Here is a 16,785-nt window from a genome sequence, read left to right as displayed (position 1 = left end):
CCCGTCGCGTGCAGTCTGCCCGGATGCGGCGCGGAGCACCAGTGCGCGCGGGGCGTGTGCGACAGGCACCGGAAGCACGTGCGCCCATGCGCCCCGGCGCCCTCGCACAGCCGTGCCCCAGGGTGGCTTTGAGTGGCTCAAAGATGCGTTTATGCAGGTGGGGAGCGGTGTGAAAGGTGCCTATGCTCGAAGGTGCCGGCGGTGCGAGGCGCCGTCGGCGACCAGAGTAAGGAGCCCCCGTCGTGAGCACCACCCATCAGACCAGGACCGGCGCCACCCTCGACGTCGACCGCAGTGACGCCGCCTATCGAGGCTGGCTGAAAGAAGCCGTCCGTAAGGTGCAGGCCGACGCCAACCGCTCGGCGGACACGCACCTGCTGCGCTTCCCGCTGCCCGAGCGGTGGGGCATCGACCTCTATCTGAAGGACGAGTCGACCCACCCGACCGGCAGCCTCAAGCACCGGCTCGCCCGGTCCCTGTTCCTCTACGGCCTCTGCAACGGCTGGGTCCGCCCGGACCGCCCGGTGATCGAGGCCTCCAGCGGCTCGACGGCGGTCTCGGAGGCGTATTTCGCGAAGCTGATCGGGGTGCCGTTCATCGCGGTCATGCCGCGCACGACGAGCGCCGAGAAGATCCGCCTGATCGAGTTCCACGGCGGACGCTGCCACTTCGTGGACGACTCCCGGAAGATGTACGAGGAGTCCGCCCGGCTCGCGGTGGAGACCGGCGGCCACTACATGGACCAGTTCACCTACGCCGAGCGGGCCACGGACTGGCGCGGCAACAACAACATCGCGGAATCCATCTTCCGTCAGCTGCGGCTGGAGCGGTTCCCGGAGCCGGCCTGGATCGTCGCGACGGCGGGTACCGGTGGCACCTCGGCGACGCTCGCACGCTATGTCCACTACATGCAGCACGACACCCGGATCTGCGTCGCCGACCCGGAGAACTCCTGCTTCTTCGACGGCTGGACGACCGGCGACCCGGACGTCACCTGTGACTGCGGCTCGCGCATCGAGGGCATCGGCAGGCCGCGCATGGAACCGAGTTTCGTGCCCGGCGCGGTCGACCGGATGATGAAGGTCCCGGACGCGGCCAGTGTCGCCGCCGTACGGGCCCTGGACCGGGCCATCAACCGCAAGGCCGGCGGTTCGACCGGCACCGGGCTGTGGAGCGCCCTGAAGATCGTGGCCGAGATGGTGGCGGAGGGCCGCCGGGGCAGTGTGGTGACGCTGCTGTGCGACCCGGGGGACCGTTATCTCGACAAGTACTACTCGGACGCGTGGCTGACCGGGCAGGGTCTGGACATCACGCCGTACGCGACGGCGATCGACTCGTTCCTGGCGACGGGTGTCTGGCCGGACTGAGACGTCCCCCGATCCGGGGAGACCGGCGCCCGACGTGCGGGTGGCCGGGGTGTGTCGTCTTGATGACGTCTCAAATGGGTTTCTGCGCAGGCGGGTTGGCTCCGTAAGACTGATAAGATCATCCCACTTTCAGTGGGCTGACGGCGTGTCATGAATGCGTCCGGGGGACAGTCTCGAAGGCACCATCGCGCTGCTCACGATCTCGGCGCGCTGCGACTTGAAGAGAGTCTCATGACGTCATTGACCCGGGATCCACTGCTGTGGATCTTGCTTGTGGTGCTCGTCGCTGCGGTCGTCGCGGTGATGCGGGCCCGGAGAACCAACATGGCGCTCCGAAGAACGAGGAAGGACCTGGAGACAGGACTGGGGCAGGCCCGCGGCGACATCGGTCAGCTCCACAACCACATCGCCGCGCTGACCGCACAGCACCAGCGCGACCTCGCCGACGTACGGGCGGACGCGGAGGCGGCGACCAAGGCGGTGCTGAAGTCCGCGATGGGAACGCTCCAGTCGCTGGCCGAGGAACAGCAGGTGCTCCTGGACACCCTGCTGAAGAAGTACGGCGACACCACCGACGTCCTCGCCGATCTGATGTCGGTCGATCACACCGGCAGCCAGTTCGGCCGCCGCGCCAAGGGCATCTCCGTGCTGTGCGGCGGCTGGCTCGGCAGGCGGGAGGGCGCCGCCACCGTCTACGACGTCGCGCGCAGCGCCCAGGGCAGGATCAAGGACTTCGACCGGGTCGGCGTCCACTCCCAGGTCAACGTCTCCCTCGTCGGCAAGGCGGTCGAACCGGTGGCCGTCGTCCTGGCCGAACTGCTGGACAACGCGACGACCTACAGCGCACCCGGAACGCCGGTCGAGGTCAACATCCAGACCGTGCCCACCGGTGTGTGCTTCATCGTGGACGACGCCGGTCTCGGTATGGACCAGGAGACCAAGGACCGGGCGGCGGCACTGCTCACCGTCGACGGACCCGTCGACATCACCGGTCTCGGCGATCCGCCGCGGTTCGGCTTCGCCGTGTGCGGCATGCTCGCCGCCCGCTACGGCTTCGCCGTCTCCGTCGGCTCCGTGTCCCCCTACGGCGGAGTGCGTGCAGTGATTCGTGTACCCGAAAGCCTCCTCGCGGCCGACGCCCCTTCCCCCGCACCCGTCGTCCAGGACGACCCGGGCCCGCAGGCGGCCCCCCAGCGACTGGCGCCGGTCCCGGTCGTGGGCCCCTCGCACGTGGTGGGCACGACCACGGGCGGCCTGCCCAAACGCCGCCGGCGCTCGGGTCCCGTCACGATGGTTCCCGCTCTCGACACCACCGGCCGGGAGTCGACGCCCGAGCCGGCCGGCGAGGTGACGGCGTCGCGGCTCGGGGCCTTCGCGCGCGGCACACACCTCGGACGCGCCACGAACACCACGGAAGGATCTGACGACCAGTGAAGACCGACCTGTCCTGGGTGCTGAACGACGTGCTCGAGGTGCGCGGAGCCCGCCACGCGATCCTCGTCTCGGGTGACGGCCTGCTGCTGCACCGCTCGGACGACATCGGACGGGACGACGCGGAGACGAACGCCGCCGCGATGAGTTCCATGCAGTCGCTGAGCCGCGCCGTCGCGGGCTTCGTCGGAGCGGGACACGGCATCTGGAAGCAGACGCTGCTCGAGTACGACGGCGGCTGGATCTTCCTCATCGCCGCGGGCCAGGGTTCCTACCTCGCCGTCTCGGCCGCACTGGACGTCGACATGGAGGCCGTGTCCTTCCGCATGCAGAAGACGGTGGCCGCCCTGAGCAAGGCGATGAGTGTGGCGCCGCGTGCGGACAACGGTGTCGGTTCATGACGAGGCCCGGCGAGGAAGCCTCCGTCACCAGTGACTTCGTCCGCTCCTACGTCATCACCGGCGGGCGGACACTGCCGGACTCGGACGACCTGGCGTTGCACACCCTGGTCACCCTCGCCCCCGAACGGACACCTCCGCTGGGGGCCGGCCCCGAGGTGACGGCGATCTGGAACCTGTGCGCGGGCGGTTACCTGTCGGTCGCCGAGGTGGCCGGCCACCTGGAACTGCCGGTGGGGGTGGCCCGGCTGCTGCTGACCGACTTATTCGAGCAGGGCCACCTCCTGCGCCGCGCCGAGCCGCCCCGGGCTCAGAACGTTGACAGAGCGACCCTCGAGAAGGTTCTGAATGGACTCCAATCCCTCATCGGCTGAGACGGCCCCTGGATCCATCTACGTCTCCAGCGCGGTGACCAACGCGGCCAAGATCCTGGTCGTCGGGCATTTCGCCGTGGGCAAGACGACGTTCATCGGCTCGCTGTCGGAGATCACCCCGCTGCGCACCGAGGAGAAGATGACGCAGGCGTCGCTCCACGTCGACGACCTCAGGGGCGTGACGGACAAGTCCACCACCACCGTGGCCCTGGACTTCGGCCGGCTGACGCTCAGCGACGACCTCGTGCTGTACCTGTTCGGCACCCCCGGACAGCAGCGTTTCATGCAGCTGTGGGAGGACATGGCCCGCGGCGCGCTGGGCGCGCTGCTGCTGGTCGACCCCGCCAGGCTGGAGGAGACCTTCCCCGTCATCGACCTCGTCGAGCGGTACGGACTCGAGTACGCCATCGCGGTCAACAGCTTCGGCACGGACACGGCGTACGCGGAGGCGGAGGTGCGCGAGGCCCTCGACCTGCTCCCGGACACCCCCGTCGTCTACTGCGACGCCCGCGACCGGCAGTCATCCGCCCACGCGCTGATCGCGCTCGTACGCCACCTGCTCACCCGAGCCGCCTGACACGCCCCATCGCCCGGACCATCGGCCGCGGGCCAGCAGAAGGAACCTCATGGACCGTCAGTCAGTCAGCGCCCCCACCGGCGCAAGATGCCCCCTGCACGACGCCGCGTTCGCCGCCGACCCCCACCAGGTCTACGACCGGGTGCGCGCCCACGGCCCGGCCGGGCCCGTCGAACTCGCACCCGGCGTCGACGCCACCCTGGTCGTCGGCCACGAGACGGCCCTGCGCGTACTGCAGAACTCCACGCTCTTCGCCCGGGACGCCCGCCGCTGGAAGGCGCTCAACGAAGGGCGCGTCGGGCTGGACCACCCGGTGCTCCCGATGATGGCGTACCGGCCCAACTGCCTGTTCACCGACGGCGCCGTGCACCTGCGGCTGCGCAAGGCCGTCACCGACAGCCTCGCCCGGCTCAACATGACCCGCATCCGCCGCGACGTCGAGCCCATCGCCGACTACCTCATCGACCGGTTCAGCGAGCGCGGCCGGGCCGACCTCCTCAACGACTACGCCAAACTGCTGCCGCTGCTGCTGTTCAACCAGCTCTTCGGCTGCCCGGCGGACATCGGTGACACCCTCACCAGCTCCATGTCGGCGATCTTCGACGGCAGGGACGCCCTGCGCGCCAACGAGGAACTCACCGCCTGCCTCATGGACCTGATCGCCCTCAAGCGCCGTCGGGGCGGCGACGACGTCACCTCCTGGCTGATCCAGCACCCCGCCGGCCTGACCGACGAGGAACTCAAGGACCAGCTGGTCATGCTGATGGGCGCCGGTGTGGAACCCGAGCGCAACCTGATCGGCAACGCCCTGCTCCTGCTGCTGGCACCCGGCGCGGGCGGGGGCGGCGCCGGCATGCTGATCGAGGAGGCGATCGATCACGTGCTGTGGAACCAGACGCCCATCGCCAACTACGCCACCCACTACCCGGTGCAGGACGTGGACCTCGGGGGAGTGGTGGCCGAGGCCAACACACCGGTGGTCATCAGCTTCGCCGCGGCCAACAGCGACCCCGCGCTGGCCCACGCCCGCCGGACGCACAGCAAGGGCGCCCACCTGGCATGGGGAGCCGGCCCGCACGCGTGCCCCGCCAAGGACCCGGCGCAGGTCATCGCCGTCACCGCGATCGAGAAGATCCTCAACGCCCTGCCCGACCTGACACTGGCCGTCCACGAGAAGGACCTCCAGTGGCGGCCGGGACCGTTCCACCGGGCACTGGTCGCACTGCCCGTGGCCTTCAGCCCGACACCGGCGACCCGGACGGCCTCCGCCCTCCAGGGCCGTACCGTGCCCGCCGTGGCCGAGCAGCCGGTCCCCACGGCCGCGGCCGCCACGGTCCGCCCGGAACCGGCCAGGAAGAAGGGCTTCTGGAGCAGCTTCCTGGACACCTTCCGGGTCTGATGTGCGGCATGTGACGGGAGCAACACTCACAGGCGCATGACCGAGGTGAGAGGAAGGGTAGGTTCCGGCGGTAACGGTAGCGCCCAGCCACAAGAGGAGCTTCGCGTGACCGCCGTCGGCGTCATACGCGGTACCACCACGGACCGCCGAGCCGTCATCCCCCTCCTCCGGCGCCTGCGTTCGGCCGAGGGACAGGCCGACCCCCTCCCCGTCTGGGAGGAGTTCCGCGCACTGGGTGACGTGGTGCCCGCTCCCTGGGGCGGGTACTTCGTCACCGGGTTCGACGCCTGCAGCCAGGTCCTGCGGGGCCGGAACTGGCTCGCACCGGACTTCGCCTGGCAGGAGCGCCACCCGGACACGGCACGCTGGCAGGACCCGTCGACACGGGAGATGACGCGGACGCTGTCCCGGCTCAACGCCCCCGCGCACACCGCCCAGCGGCGGGCCCTGGGCAACCTCTTCGACCGCGGCACCCTGCAGGCCCTGCGGCCCCGGATCACCGCCCACGTCACCCGGCTCCTGGACCGCCTCGACGCACGACTGCGCGCCCACGGCGAGGCCGACTTCGTCACCACGGTGAGCGACCGGCTCCCGATCCACACCATCGGCCGGTGGCTCGGCATCCCGGCCGGGCACTACCCGCGCATCCTGGACTTCACCCACCGGCAGGTCCACGCCCAGGAACTCCTCCCCACCAAGAGCGACCTGGCGGTCTCGGCGCAGGCCACCCGGGAGATGCGGGCCTACTTCACCGCCCTCCTCGCCCACCGGCGCGCCCACCCCGGCGACGACGTCCTGACCGGCTGGATCCGCTACTGGGACGCCCAGTACCCCGCCGACCGCGCGACCGCCGACCAGACGTTGTACGACCTGACGATGTTCATCACCATCGCCTCTCTGGAGACCACCGCGACCCTGCTGAGCAACGCGGTGTGGTTCCTCACCCAGGACCCCGCCCGGGCCGACCGGCTGCGCCGGCACCCCGAACACGTCGACGGCGCGATCGAGGAGTCGTTGCGCTACGACCCGCCCATCCACCTCAACTCCCGCGTCGCCGCCGCCGACACCGTCCTCGCCGGCGTCCCCGTCGCCAGGGACACCACCGTCCACGTCCTCTACGGCGCCGCCAACCACGACCCGCGCCGCAACGAGAACCCGCACGTGTTCGACATCCTCCGCAAGGGCGCCCACCTCACCTTCGGCGGCGGAGCCCACTACTGCCTCGGCTCGGGCCTGGCCCGCCTGGAGGCCCGGGTCCTGCTCACCCAGCTGCTGGAACGATTCCCCACCCTGCGGCCGGCCGCAGGCCCGACCTATGCGAACCGGATGGTCTTCCGGCGCGTGACCTCCCTGAAAGTGACGACATGACCGCCCTCCCCCTCACGGCTCTCCCGGCCGGAACCGTACGGCAGACCCTGCGGACCCGCCGGGAGGGCGCCGTCCTCACCGTCGAGCTGAACACCCCCGCGGAGGGCAACACCGTCACCGACGCCCTGCTGGACGACCTCCTGGCGGTCCTCCAGGACCAGGACCCGGCGGTCCGCGTGCTGGTCCTCGCCGGCAGCGGGGACGACTTCTGTCTGGGCGGGGACCGCGGCGAGTTCGACCGGCACCTCGCCCACGACCGCACGGGCAGCGGCATCCGCCTGTCGGGGACCAAGGCACGGCGCGTCTGCGACGCCCTCACCGGGAACCCGGCCGTCACCATCGCCCGCGTCCAGGGCAAGGCCATCGGCGCGGGCCTCGCCCTCGCGCTCGCCTGTGACCTGCGGGTCGGGTCCGAAAACGCGACCTTCCGGCTGCCCGAACTCGCCCTGGGGCTGCCCACCGCGTGGGGTGGCCTCCTGCCCCGCCTCATCAGCGAGGTCGGCGCCGCCCGCGTCCGCGAACTCGTCCTCACCGGCCGGGCGTTCACCGCGGCTGAAGCCCTGTCCCTGTCCGTCCTCCAGAAGGTCGTGCCCGCCCAGGAACTGGACGCGGCCGTCGCCGCGTGGGCCGGGCCCGTCGTCCGCCGCCCCCCGGCGGCACTGCGCGTCACCAAGGCCCTGCTCCACTCGCTGTCCGCCGGTTCGCGCCTCGCCGACACCTCCGCGCTGGACGCGGAACTGATGGCAGCGGTCGTGGCCGAGCTGCACCACTCCCGCGGCACCGTCTGACCACCGGCCCGCCGGGCGCCTGCCCAGGAAGGCCACCGCGCCGCGGACCGCACGTCCCGGGCCGTCCCGGCCCGGCGTGCGGACGCACCGGGACGGTGCCGTCCCGTCGGCAGCGGACACCGAGGGATCCCGTCCAGAACCTGCCGTACGCGCCCCGACGGCCGCTCAGGTGTCCGCGTCGTCCTGACCGGGCTCGCCGGCCACCACCACACGCAGGTGCTCGGAGATCTCCGCACGCGCCTGCGCGGCCAGCCCCGCATCGGTCACCAGCGTGTCCACCTGCTCCAGCGTGGCGAAGGAACTCAATCCCACCGTGCCCCACTTGGTGTGGTCGGCGACCACCACGACCCGGCGCGCGGAGTGCACCAGCCGCCGGTTGGTCTCGGCCTCCGCGAGGTTCGGCGTGGACAGGCCGGCCTCCACGGATATGCCGTGCACGCCGAGGAACAGCAGGTCGAAGTGGAGCGTGGCGATCGCCTGGTCGGCCACCGGCCCCACCAGCGAGTCCGACGGCGTGCGCACCCCGCCGGTCAGCACCACCGTCGCCGCCCCCTGCCGCTGCCCCGACGTGCGCTGAGCCGCGTGGAAGACGTCCGCGACCCGCAGCGAGTTCGTCACCACGGTCAGGTCGGGCACCTCCAGCAGATGCTGGGCGAGCGCGTACGTCGTCGTACCGCCCGACAGGGCGATCGCCGCACCCGGCGCGACCAGCCGGGCGGCGGCGCGCGCGATGTCCTCCTTGGCGGTCAGCTCCAGCCCCGACTTCGCCTCGAACCCCGGCTCGTGGGTGCTCGCCTCGACCACCGGCACCGCACCGCCGTGCACCTTCTCCAGCATCCCCTGCCGGGCCAACGTGTCCAGGTCGCGACGCACGGTCATGTCCGACACACCGAGCTTGCGAGTCAGTTCGTTGACCCGCACACCGCCCCGGCGGCGGACCTCGTCCAGGATCAGGGCGCGGCGCTGCTCCGCGAGGAGGTTCTGATTCTCACTCACGTACGCTCCGCTCCCTTCACCGCCACCCGTCCGACACGCCCGGCACACCGGCTCCGACCTGGAAAGTCCCTCGGTCCGGCGGTACGCGGGCGTTCCATCCTTTCACGGGTCGGCACCGGTCGCGCCACCACCTGCCGGTCGCGCACCCGCCCCCGGGCCGACGCACCGCCCGCCCGTCGTCACCAGCATCGGGGAGATTCCGTGAGGAGTGGGACACGGAGCCGCCGGACCGGACATCCTGGGACGCGCACGGCACATACGTCAGGGTGTCACGGGGGAAGTGCGAGAACAGTGGAACGTGCGCAGGAACGCCTCGCGGGGCGGCACGCGGACCGGCCCACCGAGCCGGGCCAGGACCTGGAACTGCTGGTGCACGGGGTCGGCGGCGCCACGCCCGAGAAGATGCTCGGCGACCCGCGCACGGTCCGGGTCACCGGCGACGACACGGCCGCCGTCTTCCGGCGCGCCGAGGACGCGGAAGGCGCCGGTCAGGACGCACGGGCCGCCGGGCGGAGGCCCCGGAGCGGGCCGGTCCGGGAGGCGTACGTCTGGTGCAACCTGACCTCCGGCGACGGCAGCCGCGCCCTGTGGCTGTTGCTGCTGCCGTTCATGGTCGTCAACCTCGCCCACTGGATGCGCCCCGCCGCGCCCGGCAGGCAGCGCACCGTCCGGCTCTACGGCCTCCTCGTGCGCCTGGCCGCCCTCACCCTGACGACGCTCCTGGTCGGCGCCGCCTGCGAGGTCGCCCTGGACCTGGTGGCCTGGCAGTGCGCGGGCGTCCCCGGCTGCGTCCGCCGCCACTCCTGGCTCGGCTTCCTGGCCCCCGCGGCCGGCGGGGCACCCGCCGGCTCCGGGGGCTGGTGGAGCGCGCCCGGCCGCCGGCTCGCCCTCGCCGCGACGCTGCCGGCCGCGCTGACCGGCCTGCTCTGGTACCTCTCGCGCCGCACCTGGAGCGCCTACGAGTCCCACCGCCCGCTGTCCCGCGCCCCGGAGCCGGACACCGACGGCAGCGCGCTGGCCCGCCCCGGCTTCTGGTACGGACGCCGCCTGGTGGCCCGGCTGCGCGCGGCCCACACCGCGACCGGCCTGCTGACGGTGGCCGCCGCCGTCGCCACCCCGACGGCCCGCTTCGACCACCGCCCCGGCGGCCCCGCCGCCCTGGACGTCCTCGGCCTGCTGCTGCTCGCCGCCCTGCTCGTCTGCGCGGGGGTGGCCGTGGGCGTGGTCTGCCGCCGGGGCCGCAGCGAACACCGCCTCGACCAGCGTCTCGACCGGCACCTCGTGCGCCGCCTGCCGCTCGGCGCGCTCGGCCTGCTGCTGCTCACCCTGCTCTACGCCGGCTGGTCCCGGCCCGGCTGGCAGTCCACCGGACGGCTGCCCGGGGACCCGGCCTTCGGTGCCCTCACGGCGGCCCAGGGCCTGCTCGTCGTCGCCCTCGGCGCCGTGGCCCGGGACCTGTACCGGCGCTGCCCCGACCCGCGCGCCGGAATGCGTGGACTCGGCGGCCCCGCCGTCGCGCTGCTCGCCTGCGCGCTGGGCGGCGTGATCTCCGGCGGGGTCGCCCAGCGCGTCGCCGACTGGCTGGACGGCACGCGCGCCCTGCTCGCCGGACCGCCCGTCCTCCTCACCTGGCAGGCGTCCGCCATCCCGCCGCTCCTCGTCGTCCTGCTGCTCCTCGGCGTCCGGCTCGCCCTGGACATCGCCCGGCTCGCCCGCGCCGAACGCGACCGGGTCCGCCGCGAGCACCCCGGTGAACCCGAGGACCCGTCCCGCACCCGCGCCGTCGCGCACGCCCGGGCCATGGCCACGCTCACCGACCGGGCGCCCCTGATCCTCGCCGTGCTCACCGCCGCCACCCTGCTGCTGGGCAGTGCGGCGCTGGCCGGAGCCCTGGCCACCGGGAAGACGCCCGACGGCGCCGCCCGCCGTACCCACCACGTGGTCCAGGCCGTGGCCGAGACCTCGCAGGCGCTGGGCTCCTGGCTGGTGGGGTTCGGTTTCCTGCTGTTCGTGACCTGGGGCCGGCGCGCCTACAAGGACGCCTCCGCCCGGCGCACCATCGGCATCCTCTGGGACGTGGGCACCTTCTGGCCGCGCGCCGCCCACCCTTTCGCCCCGCCCTGCTACGCCGAACGCGCGGTGCCGGACCTGACCTGGCGCATGGCGACCTGGACGCGGCACACCGGCGGCCGGCTCGTCCTGTCCGGCCACTCCCAGGGCAGCGTCCTCGCCGCCGCGGCGGCCTGGCAACTGCCGCCGTCCGTACGGGGACGGGTCGCCCTGCTCACCTACGGCTCCCCGCTGGAACGCCTGTACGGCCGCTGGTTCCCGGCCCACTTCGGCCCGCCGGCGCTCGCCGCCCTGCACCACGACATCGCCTGCTGGCGCAATCTCCACCGCCCCACCGACCCCATCGGCGGCCCCGTCCGCGTCTGCGACGGCACCACCCCGAAGGTCGACCACGAGCCCTTACGGGACCCCCTCGCCTACGGCCGCACCCCCGAGCACCCTCTCCCGGCCCCGATCCTCGGCCACTCCGACTACCAGGCTGACCCCGCCTTCACCCGCGAACGGGCCCACCTCCTCGGCCGCCTGCGCCCGGAGCTGCCGGGACAGCGCCCGGACCCGGGACCGGGCGGAGACCGCGAATAGACCCCGCCCAGCGCCACGCCCGGACCCCCGGGGTGTACGGCCGGGCCGCTCAGGGCAGTTCGGGCAGGTCCTCCCCGAACAGCAGGGTCAGATCGTCGGTGGTCGGGTCGGAGAGCTGGGCGACGCGGCTCGCGTGCCGCTCCACCATCGCCTCGAACGTCTGCCGTGCGGTACGGCCGTTGCCGAACGCGGGGCCCTTCGGAATCGCGGTGAAGTACTTCAGCAGGGCCTCGGAGGCACCCGGGGCCAGCCGGTACTCGTGCTCGTCGGCCTGCTGCTCCACGATCCGCAGGAGTTCCTCGGGACCGTAGTCGCCGAAGGTGATGGTGCGGGAGAAGCGGGAGGCGACGCCCGGGTTGACGGAGAGGAAGCGCTCCATCTCCGCGGTGTACCCCGCGACGATCACCACCACCGCGTCCCGTTGGTCCTCCATCAGCTTCACCAGCGTGTCGATGGCCTCCTTGCCGAAGTCCCGCCCGGCGTCCTGCGGGGACAGCGCGTACGCCTCGTCGATGAACAGCACACCGCCGCGCGCCCGCTGGAACGCCTCCTGGGTGCGGATCGCCGTGGAACCGATGTGCTCCCCGACCAGGTCGACCCGGGACACCTCGACCAGATGGCCCTTCTCCAGCACGCCGAGGGAGGCGAGGATCTCGCCGTAGAGCCGGGCGACGGTCGTCTTGCCGGTGCCGGGGGAGCCCGTGAAGACCAGGTGCCGTTTGACGGAGGCCGCCTTCAGACCGGCCCGCTGCCGGCGCCGGCCCACCTCGATCATGTCGGTCAGCGCGCGCACCTCGCGCTTGACGCTCTCCAGGCCCACCAGCGCGTCGAGTTCCCCGAGCACGTCCTTCGACGAGCGCTGCGGCGCCTGCGGTTCCACGACGGGCGGTTCCCGCTCCGCCGTCTGCTGCCCGGGGATCGCGCCCAGCAGGCCGGCGCCCTGCGGCACCGTCTGAACGGCCGCCTCACGGGGCGCGGGCGGCCGGGGACCGCCGCTCTCGTCGCTGGTGCAGTCCTCCACCACCGGTCCCGTCCCGGGCCCCGCGTCCGGGCCGCCGTCGGCGAACTCGTACCCACCGCGCGCGCACCGCTCCGTGCGGCATCCGCGCAGCGTCGTACGGCAGCCGTCGAGCACATGGAAGCCGTACCCGCCGCTGCCGCTGACCCGGCAGTTCAGGAAGCTGCCCCGGCCGCCCGCGGACACGTAGAAACCGGCCTCCGAGGGGGAGTCGACCGTGCAGCGCTCGATGGTCGGGTCCGCGCCCTTGGTGACGATCACACCCGTCTGGGTGCCGTCCAGGGTGCAGTTGCTGAGCGTGCCGCCGCTGCCGTGGTCGCGGAACCAGGCACCGGTGGCCGCGTCCCGGATCCGGCAGTCGTCCAGCTGCGCGGTCGCTCCGTCGCTCACCGAGACGGCGGTGTTGCGCACCTGGGACAGGTCGCTGTCCACGACGTCCGCGCGGGAACCGCGGTCCAGTACGAACAGGGCGTCCGGCACGTCGTGCACCCGGCAGGAGTCGAGCACCGCGGTCGCGCCGTCGCTCACCCACACCGCCGGATAGTCACCGGTGCTGTCGAAGATCTCGCACTGGTTGGCGTCCACCCGGGTCCCCGGATCCCACACCGACAGGCCGTTGCGCCCGAACTGACGGACCGTCGTCCGGGTCAGGGTGAGCACGGAGCGGGAGCGCAGGTCGACCGCGTTCTCCGGGATGTCGTGGATGCGGCAGTCGGCGAGCGTGAGCACCGCGTCCGTGTCCAGGGTGATGCCGTCGGCGGTGGTGCGGTGCACGTCGCAGTCGGTCAGGTGCGCGGTGGCCCGCTCGGTGACCTGCACCCCGGAGCCGCGCACCTCGTAGATCTCGCAGCCCACCGCCTCCAGCGCGGAGTTCTCCCCGGTCACGGTCAGCCCGGTCCCGGAGGCGTGGTGCACCCGGCAGCGCTCCAGCCGCGGATGCGCGCCGCCGCGGACCGCAACGCCCGCCTGCCCGGCCGCGACGACCTCGCACTCCTCGAACACGCCGCTGCCGCCGTCGAGCACGGTGATGCCGATGCCGGCCGGGTTGTCCACGGTGCAGCGGCGCACGGTCGGGCGGGCGCCGCCGCGGACCTCGATGCCGGCGGCGGACCGGGTGACGATGCGCACGTCCATCAGCTCGGGCGTGCCCTCCTCGACCAGCACCGCGGGCGTGGCCGCGTCCTGGCCCTCCACGTGCAGGTCCTGCACCACGGCCGAGGCCCGCACGGTGAGCGGCACTCCGTCCACGGGCGCGATCCGCACCGAACCGGAGGAGCCCTCGGGCCCACGGAGTGTCACCGCCCGCTGGACGACGAGGTTCTCCCGGTACGTGCCGGGAGCGATGGTGAGGACGTCGCCGTCGGCGGCGGCCTCCAGGGCGGCGGCGAGCGACGCGTACTCACCCGTGCGGCGCCGCCACCGCGATGTACCGGTGTGCGTCACCTGGACCGTGCCCTGTGCCATGGCGTTGCCGTGCCCCCACCTTGTCGTACTGATGCTCGCCGCCCGCCGGGGCGCTGCCGTGGGCGCCGGGACCGCGACCGTGTCCGGCCCTCGGGCCGGAGTGTGTTCGCGCTTCCGTGAGCCTGCGCGCCCCGGGGGTTCACGCACCCGCGGGTCGTCGCCGAAAGTGCTTCGGCCGGTCCACCGTAGCGTGTGCGTGCACGCCGGGTTGACCAAGCCGGAAGGCCGTCAGCTGCCCGTGCCCGCCTTGCCCCAGTCCGGACCTGCCCGGTCCCAGGCCTGGTCCCAGCGGGCGTACCGCCGGCGGACCATGCGCCAGACGGTCAGGCGCCGGCCGGTCTCGACGAGTGCCGCGGTCACCAGGGCCGCGCCCAGCCCGGCGAGCACGGCGTGCGCCGTCGCCGTGGCGGGGTCCAGCGGGCGGGTCGTTATTCGGCCGTGCGGGTCGGACCAGAGCCTGAAGCGGTCCCCACGGTCGGGTGACTCGAGGTCCACGAGGACCTGGCCCTGCCGTCGGCCGCCGTCCGGCGCGCGCCAGTACGCGAGGACGCGGCTGTGGACGTCGCGCCCGGTGGTGGTGTCGGGGTCGGCCTCCGGCGCAGCCCCGCCCAGGTCCCGTACCACCGTGGCGGTGACGAGGTGACGGGCGTGCTGCTGCTGCCGTGCGGACCGCTGGAGCGAGTCCTGGGCGGCGGCGCCGACCAGACAACCCGTCAGGGGGGCGGCCACGGCGATCAGCAGCAGTGCCACGAGGGCCACCCACGCCTCGGCCAGATCCGTCGTCCGGCGCAGCGGATTGCGCCGCCAGCGCCACAGTCCGCCGAGTGCCCGCATGCCCCACCCCCTCCCGGTCCGTCATGACCCCGGCTCCCACGCCCTACCCCGGTCCCGGCCGGGGAGCGGGCCGCCTCACGTCCGCCGGCGTATCTCTCGCCCGCGGCCTCTCATGAATTTCTCACGTCCCCCCAACGACCGGGGACCGGCCCTGGGTTCCCGGCCTCCGGACCGGTGCCGCCCGCTGCCCGGGTGCCGGTGACGTACCCCTGCCGCTGACGTCCGCGTGCCGGTGGCGTGCGCGGGCTACGACAGCACCCGCACCGGGTCGCCGATCCTGATCGTGCCGGGCGAGAGGGGCACGAGGTGCACCCCGAAGAGCAGCTGCCCGCCGATCCTGCGGTGCCGTGCCAGGGTGTGCAGCGGCTCCCGGCCGCGTTCGGCGGAGTCCTGGTCGTTGGTCGTCACCACACAGCGTGCGCAGGCCTTCGGGACGCGGAAGTCCACCTCGCCGATGGAGACCCGCGTCCAGCGGTCCTCGGCCCAGGCCTCGGTGCCGGTGACGACGATGTTGGGCCGGAAGCGGGTCATGGGCAGCGGGCCCTCGTCGGCGTGTCCGCCCCGCGCTATCAGCGAGTTCAGGGCGTCCAGCGAGGCCGTCGTGGTGACCAGCAGGGGGAAGCCGTCGGCGAGGTTCACCATCTCACCGGGCAGCGCGTACTTGGGGACGATCGGGCGGCGGGTCGCCGGATCGTCCAGGTGGACCAGGCGGACGTCGGCCTGGAGATAGGCGCTGCACCAGGCGTGCGCGTCGGCGGCGGCCGGGACGACCTCGACCTTCGTACCGAAGACGTTCACCGGCACGGTCACGGCCGGCTGCGGCACCTCGACCGTCAGCGGTTCCTGGCCGGGCGCGGACAGACGAACGCCGCCGCCGGCCAGAGGCTCGGCGGCGGCTAGCGCGAGGCGCGGATGCTCACGCTGTGTGACGACCTTTCCCCCGTCGTCGATCAGTGACCAGAGCCGGTCCCCGGCCAGACCCCACGGCTCCACGACGGCCTCCCCGGGCGACAGCGCCCGGAACGCCTTGACCGGATGGACGTGGAGCGACTGCACTTCGACGTTTCCCATACCGCCATCGTGCCAAACGACACCGGCGGCCGGGCACGCCGGTCAGTAACCGCGGTACTGCTGTTGCTGGTTGTTGTACGGGTCCTGGTAGGGAGCCGGCGCGGGCCGCGGCGCGGCCGGACGCATGGCCTCGTAGCCGTTGCCCGGCGCCATCGGCCGCTGCTGCTGCTGACCCTGCGGACCGGGATAGCCGCGCGGGGCGCTCGCCTGCTGCGGGATGTACGCCGTGGGCGCGTAGTGCAGCGGTGCAGGCTGCTGCGCCTGCGGGTAGCCGTAGGAGGGAGCCTGCGGGGACGGGGCCGCCGGGAGGGCGGACAGTGCCGACGGCAGGGCGGGCAGGCTGCTGCCCGTGTCGTAGGCGGCGGGGACCCGGATCGGTGCGATCTGCGGGGTGCCCCGCTCGGCCACGAGCGAGTCGTAGATCGGGGTGTCCGGGAAGGAGGCGGAGTAGTAGCCGCCGCCATAAGTGGAGCGGGGGGAGGTCATGGCACATAAGTTAAGCCCACGATGTGCTGGTTGGGGAGACCGGTAAGAGGGTTGTTTTCCGTGTCGGCAGCGACCTGGGATCCCCAATCCGAGCGAACTCGGCAAAAAGGGACACCGATCCACGTTTGGATCGTGTAACGGCCGCGTTCTTACCGGGTTACCGGCGGTTCACCGGCGATCTTCCTGTGCCGTTCGTGGGCGTTCGCCGTACGCGGGAATAAGTTGTGCGGGTAGGGACGACCCGGACCGCCGGGGCGAAAACCGTGAGCCGAAGACCCGATGGGGGCGGACATGTCAATGCCGAAAGGCGCCAACGTAGCTGTGCCGGCCGCGGGCCTGCGCATCGAACTGGGCTGGCGCACCGGGCCCGGGACGCCGGACGTGGACGCCTCGGCGCTGCTGCTCGCCGCCGGGAAGGTCCGCTCCGACGAGGACTTCGTCTTCTACAACCAGCCCGCGCACCCCTCGGCCGTGTCTTCAAAAGATCTTGAGTGGCGGATCATGGTCGGGTGATACGTCGCCATGAACTGTCTGATGTCGAGTGGGAGTTCGTCCGCCCGCT

The 16,785-nt window shown here is 72.6% G+C and carries 14 protein-coding genes and 1 pseudogene; 10 read left to right on the top strand and 5 right to left on the bottom strand.

Annotation, left to right across the window (positions count from 1 at the left end; translation table 11 throughout):
* Positions 1–242: 242 nt before the first annotated feature.
* From ACF1BE_RS27695 to ACF1BE_RS27660, 8 genes are all read left to right on the top strand, one after another.
* A complete protein-coding gene (locus ACF1BE_RS27695) occupies positions 243–1,367 on the top strand; it encodes a PLP-dependent cysteine synthase family protein (protein WP_392201735.1) in 1,125 nt (374 codons plus the stop codon).
* Between the two features lie 231 nt (positions 1,368–1,598).
* On the top strand, positions 1,599–2,801 hold the full coding sequence (locus ACF1BE_RS27690) for an ATP-binding protein (protein ID WP_392201734.1): 1,203 nt from the start codon (positions 1,599–1,601) through the stop codon (positions 2,799–2,801).
* Positions 2,798–3,199: a roadblock/LC7 domain-containing protein gene (locus ACF1BE_RS27685; RefSeq protein ID WP_392201733.1), complete on the top strand. Its 402-nt coding sequence runs from the start codon at positions 2,798–2,800 to the stop codon at positions 3,197–3,199. The genes ACF1BE_RS27690 and ACF1BE_RS27685 overlap by 4 nt, the downstream gene beginning before the upstream one ends.
* Positions 3,196–3,570: a DUF742 domain-containing protein gene (locus tag ACF1BE_RS27680; protein ID WP_392201732.1), complete on the top strand. Its 375-nt coding sequence runs from the start codon at positions 3,196–3,198 to the stop codon at positions 3,568–3,570. The genes ACF1BE_RS27685 and ACF1BE_RS27680 overlap by 4 nt, the downstream gene beginning before the upstream one ends.
* Complete coding sequence (locus ACF1BE_RS27675; protein ID WP_392201731.1) at positions 3,545–4,147, top strand: ATP/GTP-binding protein; 603 nt, start codon at positions 3,545–3,547, stop codon at positions 4,145–4,147. The genes ACF1BE_RS27680 and ACF1BE_RS27675 overlap by 26 nt, the downstream gene beginning before the upstream one ends.
* A 49-nt stretch (positions 4,148–4,196) precedes the next feature.
* Positions 4,197–5,546: a cytochrome P450 gene (locus ACF1BE_RS27670; RefSeq protein WP_392201730.1), complete on the top strand. Its 1,350-nt coding sequence runs from the start codon at positions 4,197–4,199 to the stop codon at positions 5,544–5,546.
* Between the two features lie 105 nt (positions 5,547–5,651).
* Positions 5,652–6,914, top strand: a complete 1,263-nt coding sequence (locus tag ACF1BE_RS27665; protein WP_392201729.1) for a cytochrome P450 — start codon at positions 5,652–5,654, stop codon at positions 6,912–6,914.
* The gene (locus ACF1BE_RS27660) at positions 6,911–7,702 is read left to right on the top strand and encodes an enoyl-CoA hydratase/isomerase family protein (protein ID WP_392201728.1); all 792 of its coding nucleotides are present in this window, start codon (positions 6,911–6,913) and stop codon (positions 7,700–7,702) included. The genes ACF1BE_RS27665 and ACF1BE_RS27660 overlap by 4 nt, the downstream gene beginning before the upstream one ends.
* 165 nt (positions 7,703–7,867) lie before the next feature.
* On the opposite strand, the gene ACF1BE_RS27655 is transcribed toward ACF1BE_RS27660, so the two are convergent.
* On the bottom strand, positions 7,868–8,698 hold the full coding sequence (locus ACF1BE_RS27655; protein WP_392201727.1) for a DeoR/GlpR family DNA-binding transcription regulator: 831 nt from the start codon (positions 8,696–8,698) through the stop codon (positions 7,868–7,870).
* Between the two features lie 291 nt (positions 8,699–8,989).
* Here ACF1BE_RS27655 and ACF1BE_RS27650 point away from each other — a divergent pair, with 291 nt between their 5' ends.
* Positions 8,990–11,350, top strand: coding sequence for a hypothetical protein (locus ACF1BE_RS27650; RefSeq protein ID WP_392201726.1), 2,361 nt, complete (start codon positions 8,990–8,992; stop codon positions 11,348–11,350).
* 49 nt (positions 11,351–11,399) lie between these two features.
* Here the strand turns inward: ACF1BE_RS27650 and ACF1BE_RS27645 are convergent, their stop codons facing one another.
* The 4 genes from ACF1BE_RS27645 to ACF1BE_RS27630 all read right to left on the bottom strand — a co-directional run bounded on the left by ACF1BE_RS27645 (position 11,400) and on the right by ACF1BE_RS27630 (position 16,223).
* Positions 11,400–13,832 (bottom strand): right-handed parallel beta-helix repeat-containing protein, encoded by a 2,433-nt coding sequence (locus tag ACF1BE_RS27645; RefSeq protein WP_392201725.1) that lies wholly within the window; start codon positions 13,830–13,832, stop codon positions 11,400–11,402.
* A gap of 228 nt (positions 13,833–14,060) precedes the next feature.
* Entirely contained in the window at positions 14,061–14,666 is a 606-nt protein-coding gene (locus ACF1BE_RS27640; protein WP_392201724.1) for a hypothetical protein, read from the bottom strand.
* A gap of 246 nt (positions 14,667–14,912) precedes the next feature.
* Positions 14,913–15,737 (bottom strand): MOSC domain-containing protein, encoded by an 825-nt coding sequence (locus tag ACF1BE_RS27635; protein WP_392201723.1) that lies wholly within the window; start codon positions 15,735–15,737, stop codon positions 14,913–14,915.
* Positions 15,738–15,779: 42 nt separating this feature from the next.
* Positions 15,780–16,223 carry a DUF6643 family protein gene (locus ACF1BE_RS27630; protein WP_392201722.1) on the bottom strand — a complete coding sequence of 148 codons (444 nt, stop codon included), beginning with the start codon at positions 16,221–16,223 and terminating at the stop codon, positions 15,780–15,782.
* 279 nt (positions 16,224–16,502) lie between these two features.
* Between ACF1BE_RS27630 and ACF1BE_RS27625 the strand changes: the two are divergent.
* Positions 16,503–16,691: pseudogene (locus ACF1BE_RS27625) on the top strand (TerD family protein); the annotation flags it as partial.
* Between the last annotated feature and the right edge of the window lie 94 nt (positions 16,692–16,785).

It is taken from the genome of Streptomyces sp. NPDC014991 (genome assembly GCF_043080665.1).
Taxonomy (GTDB): Bacteria; Actinomycetota; Actinomycetes; order Streptomycetales; family Streptomycetaceae; genus Streptomyces.
Note: the sequence above shows the minus strand (reverse complement) of the source record. Positions and strands in the feature narration are given on the sequence as shown.